15 protein-coding genes are annotated in these 19,428 nt (G+C 68.5%); 7 read left to right on the plus strand and 8 right to left on the minus strand.

What is annotated here, in order from left to right; genetic code table 11:
* Positions 1–439: 439 nt before the first annotated feature.
* The 3 genes from ACWGSK_RS18465 to ectA all read right to left on the minus strand — a co-directional run bounded on the left by ACWGSK_RS18465 (position 440) and on the right by ectA (position 2,823).
* The gene (locus ACWGSK_RS18465) at positions 440–835 is read right to left on the minus strand and encodes an ectoine synthase (protein WP_067607943.1); all 396 of its coding nucleotides are present in this window, start codon (positions 833–835) and stop codon (positions 440–442) included.
* Between the two features lie 116 nt (positions 836–951).
* On the minus strand, positions 952–2,220 hold the full coding sequence (gene ectB / locus ACWGSK_RS18470; RefSeq protein WP_358506608.1) for a diaminobutyrate--2-oxoglutarate transaminase: 1,269 nt from the start codon (positions 2,218–2,220) through the stop codon (positions 952–954).
* Positions 2,221–2,313: 93 nt separating this feature from the next.
* Positions 2,314–2,823, minus strand: a complete 510-nt coding sequence (gene ectA / locus ACWGSK_RS18475) for a diaminobutyrate acetyltransferase (RefSeq protein WP_358506847.1) — start codon at positions 2,821–2,823, stop codon at positions 2,314–2,316.
* 790 nt (positions 2,824–3,613) lie between these two features.
* On the opposite strand from ectA, the gene ACWGSK_RS18480 reads away from it, so the two are divergent.
* From ACWGSK_RS18480 to ACWGSK_RS18490, 3 genes are all read left to right on the plus strand, one after another.
* Positions 3,614–3,877 carry a WhiB family transcriptional regulator gene (locus ACWGSK_RS18480; protein ID WP_067608003.1) on the plus strand — a complete coding sequence of 88 codons (264 nt, stop codon included), beginning with the start codon at positions 3,614–3,616 and terminating at the stop codon, positions 3,875–3,877.
* Between the two features lie 132 nt (positions 3,878–4,009).
* Positions 4,010–4,594: a copper resistance protein gene (locus ACWGSK_RS18485; protein WP_358506611.1), complete on the plus strand. Its 585-nt coding sequence runs from the start codon at positions 4,010–4,012 to the stop codon at positions 4,592–4,594.
* Between the two features lie 66 nt (positions 4,595–4,660).
* Positions 4,661–5,278 (plus strand): copper resistance CopC family protein, encoded by a 618-nt coding sequence (locus ACWGSK_RS18490; RefSeq protein ID WP_358506614.1) that lies wholly within the window; start codon positions 4,661–4,663, stop codon positions 5,276–5,278.
* Positions 5,279–5,341: 63 nt separating this feature from the next.
* Here ACWGSK_RS18490 and ACWGSK_RS18495 read toward each other — a convergent pair whose 3' ends face one another.
* The gene (locus ACWGSK_RS18495; RefSeq protein ID WP_358506616.1) at positions 5,342–6,103 is read right to left on the minus strand and encodes a PP2C family protein-serine/threonine phosphatase; all 762 of its coding nucleotides are present in this window, start codon (positions 6,101–6,103) and stop codon (positions 5,342–5,344) included.
* Positions 6,104–6,947: 844 nt separating this feature from the next.
* On the opposite strand from ACWGSK_RS18495, the gene ACWGSK_RS18500 reads away from it, so the two are divergent.
* Complete coding sequence (locus ACWGSK_RS18500) at positions 6,948–8,222, plus strand: glycosyltransferase (protein WP_358506619.1); 1,275 nt, start codon at positions 6,948–6,950, stop codon at positions 8,220–8,222.
* Between the two features lie 17 nt (positions 8,223–8,239).
* The gene (locus ACWGSK_RS18505) at positions 8,240–9,226 is read left to right on the plus strand and encodes an anti-sigma factor RsbA family regulatory protein (RefSeq protein ID WP_358506622.1); all 987 of its coding nucleotides are present in this window, start codon (positions 8,240–8,242) and stop codon (positions 9,224–9,226) included.
* Between the two features lie 15 nt (positions 9,227–9,241).
* Here ACWGSK_RS18505 and ACWGSK_RS18510 read toward each other — a convergent pair whose 3' ends face one another.
* Positions 9,242–9,586, minus strand: coding sequence for an STAS domain-containing protein (locus ACWGSK_RS18510; protein ID WP_358506625.1), 345 nt, complete (start codon positions 9,584–9,586; stop codon positions 9,242–9,244).
* A gap of 198 nt (positions 9,587–9,784) precedes the next feature.
* Positions 9,785–10,555: an ANTAR domain-containing response regulator gene (locus ACWGSK_RS18515; RefSeq protein ID WP_358506628.1), complete on the minus strand. Its 771-nt coding sequence runs from the start codon at positions 10,553–10,555 to the stop codon at positions 9,785–9,787.
* 128 nt (positions 10,556–10,683) lie between these two features.
* On the opposite strand from ACWGSK_RS18515, the gene ACWGSK_RS18520 reads away from it, so the two are divergent.
* Positions 10,684–11,844: a PAS domain-containing protein gene (locus tag ACWGSK_RS18520; protein WP_358506631.1), complete on the plus strand. Its 1,161-nt coding sequence runs from the start codon at positions 10,684–10,686 to the stop codon at positions 11,842–11,844.
* A 21-nt stretch (positions 11,845–11,865) separates the two neighbouring features.
* Here the strand turns inward: ACWGSK_RS18520 and ACWGSK_RS18525 are convergent, their stop codons facing one another.
* Positions 11,866–12,507, minus strand: coding sequence for a response regulator (locus ACWGSK_RS18525; RefSeq protein WP_067598031.1), 642 nt, complete (start codon positions 12,505–12,507; stop codon positions 11,866–11,868).
* Positions 12,508–12,513: 6 nt separating this feature from the next.
* A complete protein-coding gene (locus ACWGSK_RS18530) occupies positions 12,514–16,881 on the minus strand; it encodes a HAMP domain-containing protein (RefSeq protein ID WP_452456338.1) in 4,368 nt (1,455 codons plus the stop codon).
* A 381-nt stretch (positions 16,882–17,262) separates the two neighbouring features.
* Here ACWGSK_RS18530 and ACWGSK_RS18535 point away from each other — a divergent pair, with 381 nt between their 5' ends.
* Positions 17,263–19,428 carry a SpoIIE family protein phosphatase gene (locus ACWGSK_RS18535; RefSeq protein ID WP_358506849.1) on the plus strand — a complete coding sequence of 722 codons (2,166 nt, stop codon included), beginning with the start codon at positions 17,263–17,265 and terminating at the stop codon, positions 19,426–19,428.

The following is a 19,428-nucleotide window of genomic DNA, read 5'->3' on the forward strand; positions in this document are numbered from 1 at the left end:
GCGGCCCCAGGTTCCCCGCCGACGCGCTGGTCCCTGATTCTTCACGACTGCTCCTCGAAAATTCGAGAGCGGAGTCTCCGCCGAAGGACAGGGCGGGGACACCGCACATTCGGATGGTGGATCGCCTCAAGTGGCTGATACCGCGGGTCTGGCCCGCGAACCAGGCCGTCAGCCGGGTACACGGGAGTACGGCGCTGGTACGGAGTCTCTTCTCCCCTGGCCCGCCCTGCAGTAACTGAACATGTTTAGTCCGTTATGCACTGGTTATGAGCTGCGGAACATCGGGTGACCGGACCGTTAGCCCTAGTCAGGCCGGTCACCTGTGCGGGGTGACTATGGGTTCTTATGCCCGTCACCCTGGGCTTCCTACCCTCGGAACGACGAGGGGCGGGGGCCGAAACCGGCCCCCGCCCCTCGATGCGGTCTTACGCGACGCCTATCAGGCGTCCTCCTCCACGACCAGCGGGTAGACGCCGTTCTCGTCGTGGACCTCACGCCCGGTGACGGGCGGGTTGAACACGCACAGCACGCGGAAGTCGGTCTTGGGGCGGACCGTGTGCTTCTCGTGGCCGTTGAGCAGGTAGAGGGTGCCCGGCGTGATGATGTGCTTCTCGCCGGTGTCCTCGTTGGTCAGCTCCGCCTCACCCTCGATGCAGTGCACGAGCTCGATGTGGTTGGCGTACCAGAAAGTCGACTCGGTGCCCGCGTAAAGGATGGTCTCGTGGAAGGAGAACCCGACCTTCTCCTTGGCCAGGACGATCCGACGACTCCGCCAGTTCTCGGTCTTGATGTCGGCGTCGGTGTCGTTGACCTCGTCCATGCTGCGAACGATCACTTGGGTCTCCTTAACGTTCTGGGGCGCGTGAATATGCGCTGGTTACACGGTACGGGGCCGGTCGACGCCCCCGTCGGGAAACGTCGACCGGCCCGTGTTCGCTCGGGGCCTCCGGTTCAGGCCGTCTTGGCGCCCTTGACGGCGGCCCGGGCGGCGTCGGCCATGATGTCCAGGCCGGCGGTGAGCTCCTCGTCCGTCATGGTCAGCGGCGGCAGGAGCTTGGCGACCTCGTCCTCGGGGCCGGAGGTCTCCAGGAGCAGGCCGCGCTCGAAGGACTCGGCCGCGACCTTCTTGGCGATATCACCCTCGGCGTCGAAGGCCAGACCGCGGGCCAGACCGCGACCACGGACGTGCGCGCCGAAGTCGGCGTGCTCGGCGGCCATCTCGGACAGGCGGGCCTCGACCATGGCGCCCTTGGCCAGGGTGGCCTGGGCGAAGGAGTCGTCGCTCCAGTAGCGGCGCAGGGCCTCGGTACCGGTGACCATGGCCGGGTTGAAACCACGGAAGGTGCCGTTGTGCTCCCCGGGCTCCCACACGTCCAGCTCGCGCTTGAACAGCGTGAGCGCCATCGGCAGGCCGTAGCCGCTGATGGACTTGGACAGGGTGACGATGTCCGGGACGATGCCGGCCTCTTCGAAGCTGAAGAACTCTCCGGTACGGCCACAGCCCATCTGGATGTCGTCCAAGATCAGCAGGATGCCGTATTCCTTGCACAGGGCGGACAGCCCGCGGAGCCACTCGGCGCTGGCGGCGTTGATGCCGCCCTCACCCTGGATGGACTCCACGATCACGGCGGCCGGGGCGTCCAGGCCGCTGCCGCTGTCGTCGAGCAGGGCGCGCAGCCACAGGAAGTCCGGGGTCTTGCCGTCGAGGTAGTTGTCGAACGGCATGGTCGCCACGTGGTCCAGCGGAACGCCGGCGCCACCGCGCTTCATGGAGTTACCGGTGACGGCCAGGGCGCCCAGGGTCATGCCGTGGAAGCCGTTGGTGAAGTTGATGATGGTCTGGCGACCGGTGTACTTACGGGCCAGCTTCAGTGCGGCCTCGACCGCGTTGTTGCCGGCGGGGCCGGGGAACTGGACCTTGTAGTCCAGCCCCTTGGGTTTGAGGATGACGTCCTCGAAGGTTTTGAGGAACTCCCGTTTGGCCACGCTGTACGCGTCGAGGCTGTGGACGATGCGGTCGTCCATGAGGTAGTCGATGAGCGGCTTCTTCAGCTCCGGGTTGTTGTGCCCGTAGTTCAGCGAACCGGCTCCCGCGAAGAAGTCCAGGTAGGGCTTGCCACTCTCGTCGTATACGTGAGCTCCGACCGCCTTGTCGAAGACGACCGGCCAGTTACGGCAGTATCCGCGGACTTCGGATTCGAGGCGTTGGAAGGTCTCCATCGTGATGTTCCTTGGTTCCTTTCCCCAACTTCGTGGGCTCATGGCTTAGACGAGGGGTGTGGGACAGGATCGCGTTCGATCCGTTGCGGACGGTCAGTCGTCTGGGTTGTCGCTCGTAGGCCCGATGGGGCCGATACGCACGAGGTCCTCGGGTTCGTGGGACTCGTCGCCACCCGACGGGAAGTGCTCCTCGGTGAACAGAGGGCTCCACACGTCCTCAGTACCCCAATTACGGGCAAATGACGCAAATAGGGCACGAGAAGCGGCGTTGTCCGGGGTGACGGTCGCTTCGAGGTAACGCACACCCTGATCGGCGAACGTGTCGCCGATGAAGTCGAGCATCCGGCGGGCCAGCCGCTGTCCGCGATACGCGGAGTCGACGGCGACCTGCCAGAGGAAGTAGGTGTCCGGGCTGTCAGGACGGACGTAACCGGTGACGTAGGCCGCCACCCGGCCGTCGGTGTCCCTCGCCACGACGCTCGTCGCGGCGAAGTCCCGGCACCACAGCGTGTAGGCGTACGGGGAGTTCACGTCCATCCCCGTCTCGCCGGCCAACCGCCACATGTGCGGCCCGTCCTCCGGGGAGGGGTGCGTCAAGCGCACGCCCTCGTGGCCCGCGCCCTCGGCGGTCCGGTGACCCTGGGCCCCGTCGTCGTTTCGGTCGCGTGCTTGGAGGTTCGTTCGTTGTTGTGGCACGTCGACCGAATTTAGCGAACGAAGTTCAAAGAAGTTTCAGCGAGATTCCGCGCAGATGTTTGAGCTGATCATGAACGGGTATGGCTCGTCTATTTAGCAGCATGAAGACGACCTGACCTGCGCTTTCGGGTGGGGCGCGAACCCGACCGAAAACCCTGGTCACGCCCCTCCCATCAGGGGATTCGACGACCACGCGGGCCCCGGATCTCGCGGGGCGACCCCCCGCCTCCCGGCGAGCGGAACACATGCCTCGGGGTCAAACATAGAGCCTGAACAGGCAATATTAAGCGTGCGTTAAGTCACATCAATTCGGTGGGAACCTCGCGACATAACGTCCCGAAAGGCCTGCGGCACACCTCACACAGTACGCGCCCACCTTCTCGGGGACCCCTGCACACAGGCGGAAACCCCCACTGCGCAGGCGACACGCCGATCGACGTCTCCCACCGTTCGCCCCGCTCGCCTGGTGTCCCCGTGGCCGCAAGACCCCGGCAAGGACGAACGTCCTTGATCATTCGCGGATTTTGGAGCAGACTCTGTGTAGTACGACCTCATGTAGTACTACAATTGGTCGCAACGCTTCGTCGCAGCCTGCCCGGGTCAAGAGCCCCTGGTCGGGTCGCACGACACGAACTTCGCCCACCTCACCACGGCCACACCGGCGGTGGGGATCAACGACCAGGGATCGGAGGCGTCCGTGAACCGCCTGTATCACGACAGTGAGGACTGGGTCGAGCAGGGTAACTGCCGCTCGTACGACCCTGAGATCTTCTTTCCGGTGAGCAGCACCGGGATCGGTCGCGTCGACACGGAACAGGCCCTCGCCGTCTGCCGCAGCTGTACTGTTCGCCCGGAATGCCTGCGGTGGGCGCTACGTGCCGGAGAGGCTCATGGAGTCTGGGGTGGGACCACCCCCGAGGAGCGTCGCTACATGCGCCGCGAACTCGCACCGGCCGTCTAGGGCCCGTCCCTCGGAAACGGGTGGAGCCGCCGGATGCCACGCGCGTTCGGCGGCTCCCCTGTGTCCGGCCCCATATCTCCCGCCCCTCGTGGGTCTTGCGACCCTCGGGGGCACGGCCTAGGTTCGGTAATCGTGCGACCCGCTCACGGCACCCTTCGGCTCACGCGCACGGCACTCCTCGCCGTGGCGTGCACAGGGCTCGCCTGGGGCGGGCACAACCTCTGGTCGGACACACCCGCCGGGGTCGGGGGCTTCCTCCTGACCACGGCGTTCCTGGTCGGCCTCCTGTGGCGCTTCACCAGGATCATGCGGGGCTTCGGCGACATCTTCACCGTCATGGCCCTCGTACAGGTCGTCCTGCACATGGTCCTACAAATGGCGGCGGGTCCCGAACTCCATTCCGCGGGCGCCGGCCATGGCGGTCACGGGCTGCTCACCCACACACTCGGCCTCACCCCGGGCATGTTGTTCGCACATCTGTGGGCCGCTCTGCTCGCCGCCGCGCTTCTCGCACACGGCGAGTCCGCGCTGTGGTTCCTCGGCGCCACCGTATCCCGGGCCCTGCCACGGCCCCTGCGCGCCCACGGCCTCCCATTCCGCGTGCCCGGGCGCGCGCACGTCGCGTTCCCGATCATCGCGCCCTCTCCATCCGCGTTCACCTCGCACGGGCCCCGCGGGCCTCCCGGTTCACCCGCGCCCCTCCTCCTGTCGTCGTAGTACCCCGGTACCCGACGCCACGGGGCAACCCCGAATCGCATCCGAACGGCCCGAGAGAGAAGACCCATGTCGAAAACCCGTACCGCAGCCCTGATCACCCCCCTCGCCGCGGTGGCCCTGCTATTGGCCCCCTCCCCCGCCCTCGCCCATGACGTGCTCACCGGCTCCGACCCGGAGGACGGCGCCACCCTGGAGACCGTCCCCGAAGAGGTCGTGCTGACCTTCAACAACGCGCCGATGGAAGGTGGCGAGGGCAGCGCGATCGTCGTGACCGGTCCCGACGGTGAGACCCAGTACGAGGACGGCGCGCTCGCCTTCAGCGACACCGAGGTGTCCGTGGGGCTGGCCCCGCTGGACGAGGCGGGCGAGTACAGCATCGCCTACCGCGTCGTCTCCTCCGACGGTCACCCGATCCAGGACACGATCGCCTTCTCGGTGACCGACGAGGCCGTCGCCGAGGCGGCCCCGGAGGAGCCGGCCGAGGAGGAGCCCGCCGAAGCCGAGGAGCCCGCGGCCGAGGAGGTCGAGGAGTCCCCGGCCGCCGCCGAGGAGCCCGCCGCCGAGGGCTCGTCGCCCACCACGCTGCTGTTGGTCGGCGGCATCGCCGCCCTCGCCGTCATCGGCCTGATCGCGGTCCTGGTGGTGCGCATGCGCAAGCGCCCCGGTGCCGGCGAGAACCGGTAGAAGACACTCGAAGGGGCTCGTACGCGTCGGCGTGCGAGCCCCTTCGTCGTCGGTTCGTGCGCCTCAGCGGCGCCGGGCGAGGAGGATGCTGATGTTGTCCTTGCCGCCCGCCCCCATGGCCGCCTGCCAAAGGGCGTGCACGGCGGCCTCGTCGCTGCCGGCCTCCGCGATGATGCGTTCCATCTCCTCCAGCAGCACCAGGTCGGAGAGCCCGTCGCTGCACATGAGCCAGGCGCTGGGGTCCGCGGACTCGTCACGGCCCACGTGCGGGACCATCGAGCCGCCGGAGCTGCCGCCCAAGGATTGGGTGATGAAGTTCGTGGTGACGGGGCGACCGTCCTCGGAGGGTGGCAGGGCCGGGGAGTCGTCCTCGGAGAGTTGACGCAGATGTCGACCCTCCAGACGGTAGGTCCGCGAGTCGCCCACGTTGAACCAGAAGTTGCCGTCGTTGTTGAGCAGGACCCCGGCGACCGTGGTGCCCATCCCGGAGAACTCCGGGTGTTGGGAGGCGTGGTCCTTGATCTCCTCATCGATGTGGGTGAGGAGTTGGGCCACCTCCTCGGGGTTGTTGAGCCGAGGGCCCATCTCGGCCATGCGGTGCACGGCGTGCTCCGAGGCGATCTCACCGGCGGCCTGGCCACCGATACCGTCCGCCACCGCGAGGATGACCGGTTCGGCCACCGGCAGTACGCAGCGGACCGGGGAGGTCATGTTCGCACTGGCGACGGTGAGAGCACCCATGACCACGGAGTCCTCGTTGGCGGGGCGAATAGCGCCCCGGTGCGTGAGGGCCGTGACAATGACTTCCCCACCAGCGACACCCATACGCCCTTCCTCCCGTTTCGTCGGCCTTGGCCGGTTGCCCGGCAGCCGCCGGACCTTGATCGAGTCCCGTTCAACGTCTGGATTCTGTCACCGTACCGAAACGGAGGTCGCTCAAAATCCGTGTACATCATGGCGGAAAACGCTCGGAAGCGCAGTTCCCGTCCGCCTTTGTACCGCCAAAAGTGTGGAGACGGGGGGCTGGGGGGCCACTGAGTCGTCCCGACCCGGTTCCGGTCCGACACTAGCGTTGCTCAGGTCCGACCGACAGTGCCGATCGGGAGGTTCGACGAAGCAGCAGCCCAGGGCCCTGTTTCGGAAGGACCTTGGGCGACCGGAACCGGTCGTTCCACCAGGTTTCGGGCGCCCGACGGGAGCAAGAGCACGTTGTCGGCCTGCCGAGGGTCTGGCACAATGGAGTCCGTTGGGTGTCTAAGACGCAGACACACACGACCTCCGCCCCGCGCGCGAGCCTCGAACACAGGTACGCCCGGTGGCGCTCAACCTCTCTCCAAGGTCGTTTGGTGTGGTCTGTCATGCGTCGCTCCCTTCACCCTCCCTCTTGTGAACCACGGCACCGTTCGCACTCCGTGCGCGCGGCTCTTCGTGCTGCCCGGCCCTCCTCGGCCACGGGGCCCGGACCCGCGCCCACCGCGTTCCCCTGAAGACCCGACGCCGATCCGTGCTCGACGGCGTCCGGTGGTTTTCACCCCCATGTGAAAGCACCGGTGGCCATAGGGCACGGCGGCCCGACCCCTACCCCGGAAGGATTCCGACTCCCCGCTCCGGAGTCCCCCCGGGACCAACCACGACGGACACCACGGCGGTGTCCAAGGAGTTCAGCCCAGTGAAGATCGCCATGGTCGCCGAACACGCCAACCCCCTCCCCGCGCACCGCGGTGAACCGGCCTGCCCGGTGAGCCTGCACGTGTGCGCCGTCTCCCGGCAGCTCGCCAAGCGCGGTCACAAGGTGACCGTCTACGTCCGCCGCAGCGACCCCGAGCAGCCCGAGGGCCGCACGCGGATGGCCCGCGGCGTCTCCGTCGCCCACCTCGACGCCGGTCCCGCCCGTGTCCTCGACGAGACCGACCACGCCGAGCACACCGGCGCCTTCGGGACCGCGCTGGCCGCCGTCCTCGACGAGGACACCCCCGACGTCCTGCACGCCATCGGCTGGACCAGCGGTCTCGCCGCCCTGCACGCCCAGGCGCACAGTGAGAAGGACCAGAGCGGCGTCCCCATCGTCCAGACCTTCCACTCCCTCAACGCCAGCGAGCAGCGTTCCGGCCTCACCCATCGACCGGACCGGGCCCGGATGGAGACGATCCTGGCCTCCCGTGCCGACCGGGTCCTGGTCAACTCCACCGACCAGCAGGGTGAACTGGCCCGCCTGGGCGTGCCGCGTCACCACGTGAGCGTCGTGCCGTTCGGTGTGGACTCCGACCACTTCAGCGTCGAGGGCAGCGCCTCCGCGGAGCCCTGGAACTCCCGCCGCGAGGAGCGTTCCCGCCTCATCTCGGTGACCTCCCTGACCGAGGCCGGTGGCGCCGAACGTCTGGTCGAGGCGATGGTCCGGTTGCCCGAGGCCGAGCTGTTGCTGGTGTCCACCGCCGACGACCGCACGGTCGCCCTCGACGAGAACGCCCGCCGCGTCGAACTCCTGGCGAAGGAGGCCGGCGTGGACGACCGCGTGCACCTGACCGGCCCGGTGGAGCGCAAGGAACTGCCCCGCCTGCTGCGTTCGGCCGACGTGTACGTCTCCGCGGCCTCCTACGACCCCTACGGCGGCGCCGTCCTGGAGGCCATGTCCTGTGGCCTGCCGGTCGTGGCCACCGCCACGGGCGCCGTCCCCGGCGCGGTACTGCACCGTACGAGCGGCGTGCTCATGCGCTTCGGCCGTCCCGACGAGGTCGCCCGGTCGGTCCGCGCGGTCCTCAACACGCCCACCATGAGCAGCGCCTACGGGATCGCCGCGGTCGACCGCGCCCGCTCCCGCTTCACCTGGCAGCGCATCGCGGTGGAGACCGAGCTGGCCTACGAACGCTCCCGTCCGCAGCAGACCGAACGCGACCACTCCGACGAGGACGAGACGGAGCTGCTCCTGTCCGGTTCCTCCCACTGAGCGGTCCACCCCCACCGATGACCTTCGAACACCAGGGACTGCTCTACCGCAGGGAGAGACGGTTCCACGAGGTGACACGGAAACGACTTCGCACCGCGGTACGCGAAGACGGCCACACCGTCCTGGCCGTAGCGGATCCGGCCGCGCTTCTGGATGGGCTCGCCCCCCAGGAGCGCGGTCGGGTGCACGTCGTCGACCGTGACACCCTCTACGAGGCCCCAGGGCGCACGCTGGCGGCCCTGCACCGCATGTCCCTGGCGCACGACTCGGTCACGGTGGTGGGCCAACCACCCGTGCCCACGGACGGCACGATGGAGAACCGCGAGTGGCACCGGTTGGAGTCGGTGCTGAGCACCGCGCTCGCGCCGATGCGCATGCGCCTGCTGTGCGTCCACGACGATCGGGGCCTGCCCCCGGGCGCGCGTTCGGCCGTCCTGGCCACCCACCCCGTCCTGGTGGGCGACGAGGGACCGTACGCCAACCCGGCCTACCTGGGCACCGCGGCGTTCGGCCGTCGGCGCCCGGCGCCGGAGCCGCTACCGGTGACGGGCCCGGTGCACCGTCTGGAGATCGAGCAGTCCCTGCCGCGGCTGCGGGACGACCTCGGCTCCCTGGCGGGCGCCCTGCGCCTGCCACGGGACCGGGTGGACGCCCTGGTGGTGGCGGTGAACGAACTCGCGGCCAACGTGCTGGAGCACGGGGCGGGCAAGGGGACCGTCCAGATGTGGCGTGGCCCGGACCGCTGGGTCTGCGACGTCTTCGACGAACGCGGCGGGCTCTACGACCCCTTGACGGGGTATCGTCCCGCCGACGGCCTGCGCCCCCGCGGGTACGGGCTGTGGATCACCCGGCAGATCTGCGACTTCATGGAGATCTGCGGGGACGAGTCGGGTTCGCTGGTGCGGTTGCACTTCGTGGACCCCGTCACCGGCGGGGAGGGCGGCGAGGAGGCGGAGACCGGTGAGGACGCGCGCACCACGCCGGTCGGTCCACGAGAACGGTGACCCCCGGGCGCCGGTTCAGCCGCCGAGTTCGGAGACCGCGTCGCCGGTGCTGGCGCCTATCGGGATGACCTGGTCGATCCCCGCTATCACGAACAACCGGTTGACCTGCTGCTGTGGCTCGGTGACGACGAATCCGACGTCCAGGTCACGGGCCTGGCGGAACGCCGCGACCAGCACTCCGATGCAGCGGGAGTCACAGAACCCGACCTTGGCCAGGTCCACCACCACCCCCTTGGGGGTGTCGCCGAGGACCTCGTCCAACGCCTGGGCCAGTGCCGGGGACGTGACCGCGTCCATCTCACCGACGGGTGTCACGACGGCGACGCCATCCTCGCGGCGAATCGAGATGTCTGACGTCACGGTCGGTCTCCTTGTCGTTCACTGCGCCGGGTGGGTTCCGGCCCCGCCGTGGGGCGGGCCGAGCGCCGTCGCACGCCACGACGGTCCCGAACCCTCATCATGACGCGTTCCGGTCACGCTCCGGACTCACCATGGTCTTGTTGCCAGGTCTTTCACCGGGATCCCACCATGTTCATCGCGCATTCGCGCGGTCTCGGTTCACCGGCCGTCCGCACCATCGCGACGCATCCGCGGTTGCGGACCCGTGTTCTGCGCGACGAGGTCCCGGGCCACGTCCACCACCCTTTTGCGGTTGCGCTGGGCGACCTCCCGCAGGGCCACGAAGGCGGCGTCGGCGTCGCAGCCCCGGGCGTGCATGATGATCCCCTTGGCCTGGTCGATCACCGTACGCGCCGACATGGCCCGACGCATGTGCGCGGACTCCCGGGCGGCGTCCGTCTGCCGGAAGGCCGTGTGCAGGGCCATCGCCGAGTGCTCGGCCAACAGCGCGGTGAGTTCGGGGCCGACCCCCTCGTCAAAGGCGTCCGCGCGGCCGGAGTGCACCCCGAAGGTCAGCACCCGGTCCTCGTCGCCGTCCCCGGGCAGGGCGCTGGGCTGGGTGATGGAGGAGCGGTCGCCGCACTGGACGGCCATACTCGTGTACCGGGGCCAGCGCTGTTCGCGCAGCACGTCGGACACCCGGACCTGGCTCATCTCGCGGACCGCCTCGACCGTGGGCCCCTGGTCGGTCGTGTACTGGTGTTCCAGGGCCTCGGACAGGTCGGAGTGGGAGGCCCCGTAGTCGGTGACCACGTGGCGTCGGGACCCGTCCGGGCCGACCACCTCCCGCCACAGCACAACGAGAGCCGCCGAACAACCGGGGACGCTCAGCGCCGCGGCCCGACTCATCTGGTCCAACGCTCGTTCGGGAGTGGTGTTCTCCTCCTGCCCGAGCGCGCCGATGTCACGGGCGAGGTGTTCGATCCACACCGTGCGAACCTCCTCGACTCGTGCCCCTCTCCCGTACCAACGGTAACCTTCGAAAAAGCCTCGACCGGACGCCGGAGCGTTCCGGCAAGTCCTCGCCCGCCTTCGAAGACCACCGGGAGACCGTGAGCGTGTCGGACAACCTCGCCGATCTGCAACGCGAGATCAACGCGCTGAGCGAACGAGTCTCGGCGTTGCGCAACACGCATACCACCTACCCCGATGACGCCGGGGGTACCGCTGAGGCCGCCCTCGCCGAGCTGGAGTACGCCGAACGCCTGCTCGGCGACGCCGGCGGTGAACTGGTCCGCTCGCTCAGCGGACCCGCCGAACCCCGTCGCAGCGGCGACGACAACGACCGTGTCCTGCTGCGCTCGATGTTCAACGAACTCAGTGTGCCCGTGGTGTTGCTGGACCACGACGGCTACATCCGTCGGATCAACAACGCCGGCGCCGAGCAACTGGGCGGTGCCCCGGGCTACGTCACCGGCAAGCCCTTCGCCCACTTCGTCGACCTGCGCAAGCGCGCGGCGATGCAGTCGTGGCTGGCCTCGGTGCTGCGCGGTGACGGCCCCGCGTCCTTGGAGTCGCGGCTGGCGCAGCGCGGGTGGGCCGAGGACGTGCACCTGACCCTGACCCGGTTGGAACTGCCCACCGAGGCACACCCCCTGGTCCTGGTGGCCATGTCACCACCGATGAACGGCGCCGACGAGGACGGGCCCTCGCCGTTGGAGCCGGAGGTGGAGGACCAGGTGGTCGTGCTCGCCGCCCGCCGCCTGGACGTGCTGACCCGGATGACCCGCCTGCTGTTGCGCGGCACCACCCCCACCAGGGCGTTGGCCCTCACCGACGCCGCGGACCTGCTGGCCGACTCCTACGCGGACTGGGTGATCATCGACGTCTGCGACCTGCCCGAGGACCCCCAGGTGGCGCGCCGCGCCGCCGTCGTCGGCCCGGCCGACGCCCCGGAGGGTCAACGCGACGAGCTGGCCGCGCTATCCCCGAGCGACTCCGACATCCCCGGAGAGGTGCTCGGTCGCGGTCAGTCGCTGCTGTTCCCGCTGATCGAGGACGAGACGGTGCTGGGCCAGATGGGCGCGGGCGCTCCCGTCCTGGCGGTGTTGGGCGCCGGTTCACTGCTTTCGGTTCCACTGCGCGGCAGCCGGGGCGTGCGGGGCGCGCTCACCCTGATCCGACGCAGCAACCGGGGCAGCTTCCGCCTGGCCGACCTCGGCCTGATCGAGGAGATCGGCGAGCACATCGGGCTGGCCCTGCCGCCCCGACGACTCTGATCGGCCACGAGGCGAACACGGTCAGTCCTCGGGGCCGTGCAGGGTGTCCACGAGGGTGGACAGCCGGGAGGCCGAACGGTCCACCCGACGGACGGCGTCCACCAGCGGCTGGTCGATCTCCTGGTAGTTGCCCACGATGTGCTCGCGCAGGTCGGCCAGGTCCGACTGGACCTGACGGGAACGTTGGGCGAGCTGCTCCACGAGCGCCTTACCGGGTTCGCCGCTCTCCTGGCCGAGCACCCGTTGCAGCGAGCGGGCCTGTTCGCGCATCTGCGCCTTGAGCTGGTGCAGTTCGACGAACACCTCGACCTTGGAGCGCAGCACCCACGGGTCGAACGGCTTGATGAGGAAGTCCACCGCGCGGGAGGAGTAACCGCGGAACACCTGGTGCCGATCGACTTCCTGAGCGGTCAGGAAGATGATCGGCACGTCCTTGGTCTTCTCCCGCTGCTTGATGTGCGCGGCGGTCTCGAAACCATCCATGCCCGGCATGATCACGTCGAGCAGGATCACGGCGAAGTCCGTACCCAGAAGGTGCTTCAGCGCCTCCTCGCCGGAGTTGGCCCGCACCAGGTTCTGGTCGAGGGAGGTGAGGGCCGCCTCCAGCGCGATGAGGTTCTCGTCCCGGTCGTCGACGAGAAGGATGTTGGCCTTCTGAGTCACTGCTTCTTACTCCGAGTCGTGCGGTGGGGTGTTGCCGTCATCGCCGGTCGCCCCGGCGTCGTCGTGGCCTGTGTCGCCATTGTGCACGCCGGCGGAACCGTTCGTGTCACCGGAGCGATCGTCGGCCGCGGCGCCCGCCCGGGTCTCCTCCTGGTCGGCGGTGAGCCAACGACGCATCACGTCCAACAGGTGGTCCAGGTCGACCGGTTTGGTGACGTAGTCGGTGGCACCGGCCGCCAGACTGCGCTCCCGGTCGCCCTGCATGGCCTTGGCGGTCAGCGAGATGATCGGCAGGTCGGCGAACTGGGGCATCTCCCGGATGCGCTGGGTGGTCTGGTTACCGTCCAGTTCCGGCATCATCACGTCCATCAGGACCAGTGAGATGTCCTCGTTGGCCTCCAGCTTCTCGATGCCGGAGTGGCCGTTGTCGGCGTACAGGACCTCCAGTCCCTGTGCTTCCAGGGCGCTGGTCAGTGCGAACACGTTGCGCACGTCGTCGTCGACGATGAGCACGCGCTGGCCGGCCAGGATCGCCCGGCGCTCGGGGTCGGGGCGGGCCTCGACCTGTTCCTCCCTGCCCTGTTCCTCGGGTTCGGCGTTCTTGAGGACCTGCACCATGGGCAGCGGTTCCTCAGGCTCACTCGAATCGGTCAGGGCCGCCACCACGGCGTCGAAGTCCTCGTCGGGCAGATCGAGTTCGTCGTCGCCGATCGGTTCGAGGGAACCCGGTCCCTGTTCCAGCTCGATGGGCGTGGTCAGGGCCGGGGGCTGATCCACGACCTCCGCTGCGTCCTCGGGCAGGCGCACCGGCAGCAGCAGGGTGAAGGTGGAGCCCCGGCCGGTGATGCTCTGCACCCGGATCTCGCCGCCGAGCAGACGGGCGAAGTTGCGGCTGATGGACAACCCCAGACCGGTGCCGCCGAATCGTCGCGAGGTCCCGCCGTCACCCTGGTGGAAGGCCTCGAAGATCACCTGGAGCTTGTCCTCGGCGATGCCGATGCCGGTGTCGGCGACCGTGAAGGCGATGACCTCTTCGTTCTCGACGAACATGTCGAGGTCGGCGTCCTCCAGCGCCCAGGCCGGTTCGATGAGCAGCCGCACCTCGCCCTGCGAGGTGAACTTGACGGCGTTGGAGAGCAGGTTGCGCAGGATCTGCTGGAGCCGCTGCTCGTCGGTCCACAGGGTCTCGGGGATGTCCGGGGAGACGTCCACCGCGAAGGCCAGCCCCTGTTCGCCGGTGACCGGCCGGAAGGTGGCCTCCACGTAGTCGACGAGCTGGGCGATGGACACCTCGCTGGGCTGCACCTCGGCGCGGCCCGCCTCCACCTTCGACAGGTCGAGGATCTCGTCGATGAGCAGCAGCAGGTCGCTGCCGGCCTTGTGGATGGTCTGGGCGAACTCGACCTGCTTGGGCGTGAGGTTCTGCTCGGCGTTGTCGGCGAGCAGGCGGGCCAGGATGAGCAGGCTGTTGAGTGGCGTGCGCAGCTCGTGCGACATGTTCGCCAGGAACTCGGACTTGTACTTGGAGGAGACCTGCAGCTGGTGCGCGCGCTCCTCCAACGCGTTCCGGGAACGCTGGATCTGCTGGTTCTGCAGCTCGATCGCGCGATTCTGGTTGGCCAGCTGGGTGGCCTTCTGCCGCAGCTCCGCGTTCATGCCGCGCAGCTCCTCCTGCTGGCGCTGGAGTTCGTTGGAGCGTTCGCGCAGCTGGCTGGTGAGCTGCTGGGACTGTTCGAGCAGCAGCTCGGTGCGGTTGTTGGCCAGGATCGTGTTGATCGTGGTGCCCAGCAGCGAGACCAGCTGGCGCAGGAAGTTCTTGTGGATCTCGCGGAACTCCTCGAAGGAGGCGAACTCCACGACGCCCAGGGAACGTCCCTCGGTGACGATCGGGACGATGTACAGGTGGTTGGGGACGGCGTCGCCGAGCCCCGACTCGATGTTGATGTACCCGGCCGGGATGTTGCTGACGTGCTGTTCGGTCTGTTGGGCGAGCGCCTCACCCACCAGCCCCTGGCCCTTGACGATGCGTCGCCGCTTTTCGGTGGGCTGGAAGCCGAAGCCCGCGTAGAGCCGGAAGACGCCCTCGTGGTCCTGGTCCTCGGGCAGGTAGCAGGCGCCGTGCTGGGCTCCGATGAGCGGCGTGACCTCGTTCATGATGAGGCGGGCCAGCTCGTCGAGGTCCCGGTGTCCCTGGATGTGTCCGGAGATGCGGGCGAGGTTGGACTTGAGCCAGTCGGCGTCGCGCTGCACCGAGGTGGTCTCGCGCAGGTTGGACACCATCAGGTTGATGTTGGCCTTGAGCTCCTCCATCTCGCCGCGGGTGTCGACCTGGATGTTGCGGGTCAGGTCGCCCTTGGCGACGGCGTTGGCGACTCCGGCGATGGCGCGCACCTGAGTGGTGAGGTTGCCGGCCAGCTCGTTGACGCTGTCGGTGAGCTGCTTCCACGTTCCGGTGACGCCCTCGACCTTGGCCTGACCGCCCAACTGACCCAGGCTGCCCACCTCGTGGGCCACACGCGTGACCTCCGTGGCGAAGGCCGACAGTTGGTCGACCATGGTGTTCACCGTGGTCTTCACTTCGAGGATCTCGCCTTGGGCGTTGACGTCGATCTTCTTGGTGAGGTCACCGGCGGCGACCGCGGTCGTCACCTCGGAGATGTTGCGCACCTGAGTGGTCAGGTTGTGCGACATCGAGTTGACGTTCTCGGTGAGGTCGTTCCAGATGCCGGAGACGCCCTTGACGCTGGCGCGACCGCCCAACTTGCCCTCGGTGCCCACCTCACGGGCCACACGGGTGACCTCGTCGGCGAAGGCGGAGAGCTGGTCCACCATCACGTTGATGGTCTGCTTCAACTCCAGCATCTCGCCCTTGGCGTTGACCGTGACCTGCTTGGTCAGGTCGCCGGCGGCCACCGCCCGCGTCACCATGGAGATCTGCCGCACCTGGTAGGTGAGGTTGTTGGCCATGGAGTTGACGTTGTCGGTGAGGTCCTTCCAGACCCCGGATACGTCGCGCACGTGGGCCTGTCCGGCCAGTTTGCCCTCGGTGCCCACCTCGCGGGCCACACGCGTGACCTCGTCGGCGAACGTGGAGAGCTGGTCCACCATCGTGTTGATGGTGTCCTTCATCTCCAACATCTCGCCCTGGGCGTCGACGGTGATCTTCTTGCCCAGGTCGCCGCGGGCGACCGCGGTCGTGACCTGCGAGATGTTGCGGACCTGGTAGGTGAGGCTGTTGGCCATCGAGTTGACGTTGTCGGTCAGGTCCTTCCAGATGCCCGACACGCCCTTGACGCTGGCACGACCACCCAACTTGCCCTCGGTGCCCACCTCACGGGCCACACGCGTGACCTCGTCGGCGAGGGAGTCGAGCTGGTCCACCATGGTGTTCACGGTGTTCTTCAGGGCGAGCATCTCGCCTTGGACGTCCACCTCGACCTTGCGCGTCAGGTCGCCCCTGGCGACCGCGGTGGTCACCTTCGAGATGTCGCGGACCTGGTTGGTGAGGTTGTCCGCCATCGAGTTGACGTTGTCGGTCAGGTCTTTCCAAGTGCCCTGGACCCCGCGCACGTTGGCGCGACCGCCCAACTTGCCCTCGGTGCCCACCTCACGGGCCACGCGGGTGACCTCGTCGGCGAACGTGGAGAGCTGGTCCACCATCGTGTTGATGGTGTCCTTCAGCTCCAGCATCTCGCCCTGGACGTCGATGGTGATCTTCTTGGTCAGGTCACCGCGGGCGACCGCGGTGGTGACGGTGGAGATGTCGCGGACCTGCAGGGTGAGGCGGGAGGCCATCTGGTTGACCGACTCGGTGACCTCGCGCCAGGCACCGGAGACACCCTCGACCTTGGCGCTGCCGCCCAGCTTGCCCTCGGTGCCCACCTCACGGGCCACACGGGTGACCTCCTGGGTGAAGCCGCTCATCTGGTCGGCCATCCGGTTCACCGTGGTGGCCAGACGCAGCAGGTCACCGCGGAGCTCGCCGCTGCGGGACTCGGTGGAGGCCCGTCGGTTCAGCTCGCCCTCGGCGACCGAGTCCAAGACCCGGGCCACGTCGGTGACGGGTTCGGCGACCTCGTCCAGCAGCATGTTCAGCGCCCGGGCGCTGTTGCCCCAGGCGCCCCGCGCCGGGTGGACGATGACCCTCTCGTTGAGCCGGCCCTCCTCACGGACGACGTCGCCGACCCTCTGGAGTTCCGAGCTGAGCTGTTCGCTGTGGTCGACGACCTCGTTGAAGACCGAGGTGATCTCCTTGAGCCTGCCACTGCCGCGCGATCGGAGTCGAACACTGAAGTCGCCGTCGCGCATCCGGTACAGAGCGCTGAGAATCTCGTCGAGCTGGTCGTCGGCCACTTCCTTGACCGCCTCGGGCATGTACCCCTCCTCTATCCCGCACGCCACCTCGGTCATCGACCTCCGCCTGCCGGGGACGGCCCGACTCGGCCCACCGCACGGTGGGCCGGCCCCGTACCAGGTCGGGGGCACGGGACACGGGGAGCGCGCGCGTGGCCGCGCGCCTCGGTGACACCCCGTCACGCTATCGTCGCGAGGTACCACCCGAAAGAAGCGGATGTGTCGTCTTACACTAACCGGCCCCGAGATTTCGCACAGGTGGGTCGACGAACTCGCGTCCACGATCCCGGTGAGGCGGGGCCCGGCCATGGCTTCGTGGAACCCGCGTATCGTTGCAGTTGCCGGCACCGGCATTCGCGCCCAGTGACGAAGGACACCGACGGCTTGGTAGTACAAGACGCGTTGAAGGTAGCTCGACGGGAGTTCCCCCCCGCTCCCGAGACGGCGGCGGCCGCCCGAGAGTTCGTGCACGACACCCTGCTCGGTTGGGGTCTGCCCGACCCGTTCGACGACATCATCCTGCTCGTCAGCGAACTGGTCACCAATGCCGTCATCCACGCGGACTCCGCGTTGGAGGTCACCGTCCGCCGCTCGGAGGGGTCGACGGAGGTGATGGTCACCGACTCGGCCCCCGAGAGGGCGGTCCCGCAGGCGGGTCCACTCGCCGTGGACACCTCCCCCTCGACCGAGGAGCAGCGCAGCGGTGGCCTGGGACTGGCGTTGGCCTCGGCCATCGCCTCCAGTTGGGGCGTGAGCTACGGGCGTAACGACAAGGCCGTGTGGTTCCGCATAGAGGACAAGAACGACGGGACGCCGTCCCTGGAGTCGCCGCCGGTGCGTCGGGGCACCGTCCGTCCCGCGCGCCCACCCGCGTGGTCGGCGCTGGACTCGGCGTTGGGTTCGCGCCTGACCCTGCCGCAACTACTGGAACGCACGGTGGAGTACTCCACGTCGACGTTGGGCGGTGACGCCGCCTACATCGCGTTGACGACCTCCGACGAGACCATGTGGGAGGTGCGTACCGCGGTCGGGCTGACCGGTGGGGCGCACTGGCGCCCGCTCCGGGTGCGCACCGAGGAGATCTTCCCGTCCGCGGCGCCCGAGCCCGGACCGGTGATCAACGACGACCTGATGATCGCCCGAGCCGGTCGCGGCGCGCTGGCCCGTGCCGGAATGCGGTCACTGGTGACGGCACCGATGATCGTCGACGGTCGGGTGACCGGCCTGTTGGCGGTCGCCTCCACCCGGGCACGCCACTTCGGTCCGGCGGCGGCCAAACGACTCCAGGAGGGCGCGGACCTCATCGCGCTGCCGGTCGAGCGTGCCCGGTTGGCCGAGGTCGAGTTGAGCCGTCGCGCCTCGCTGAGCTTCCTCGCCGAGGCCAGCGACCTGCTCGCCGGCACCCTCGACGAGAAGATGACCGGCGCCCTGGCCGCGCAGCTCATCACCTCGCGCCTGGGCCGTTGGTGCGCCATCCACACCACCAACGAACTGGGAATCTCCAAGCTCACCCACGTGGTGCACAGCGACGAGAACCTCAACGACATCCTGCGTTCCCTGCTCACCTCGTTGCCACCGCGGGAACAGCGTGAACCGCAGCCCCTGTGGACCCCGCAGGAGTTGGCCGCCGAAGGGCTGGAGGAGCAGTGGTCACGTGTACCCGCCCGAGGGCCCGCGATCAGCATCCCGCTGATCGCGCACGGCCGGGAGCTGGGTCGGATGACCATCGGCAAGAACGAGAGCGACGACTTCACCCGTGAGGAGGCGGACGTCGCCGACGACCTGAGCCGTCGGGTCGCCTCGGCGATGGAGAACGCCCGCCTGCACGAGCGGCACACATCGATGAGCACCGCCCTGCAGCGCAGCCTGCTGCCGCCCAAGGACAAGGAGCCGGTGATCCCGGGGGTCGACCACGCGGTGTACTACCGGCCTTCGGACGAACGCAGCGAGGTGGGCGGCGACTTCTACGACGTGTTCTCCGCCAGCGGCCGGTGGTGCTTCGCGATCGGCGACGTGTGCGGCACCGGCCCGGAGGCCGCCGCCGTCACGGGTCTGGCCCGGCACACGCTGCGCGCCCTGGCCCGGGAGGGATTCACCCCGGCGCACATCATGCAGCGGTTGAACATGGCGATCCTGGACGAGAACACCTCGACCCGGTTCCTCACCATGCTCTACGGGGAGATGACCCCGGCCACCGACGGAACCGGCGGCATGCGCGTGCGCATGGTCTCGGCCGGGCACCCGCTTCCGATGCGACTGAACCAGAAGGGGCGGGTGGAGACGTTCGGCAGCTCCCAGCCGTTGCTGGGCGCGTTCGAGGACGTCGGCTTCACCACCGAGAGCGTGGACATCCACCCGGGCGAGGTGGTGCTGGCGGTGACCGACGGCGTCACCGAGCGACGCAGTGGCAACGACATGCTCGGCGACGAGGGGTTGGAGGAGATCTTCTCGCACGCCGCCGGGCTGACCGCCCAAGCGGTGATCAGCCGGATCGAGCGCGAACTGGAGGAGTACGCCCCGGGCGGCAACGCCGACGACACCGCCATGTTGGTGCTGCGGTTCCTGTGA

The sequence above is a fragment of the Nocardiopsis sp. NPDC055551 genome (genome assembly GCF_053619415.1).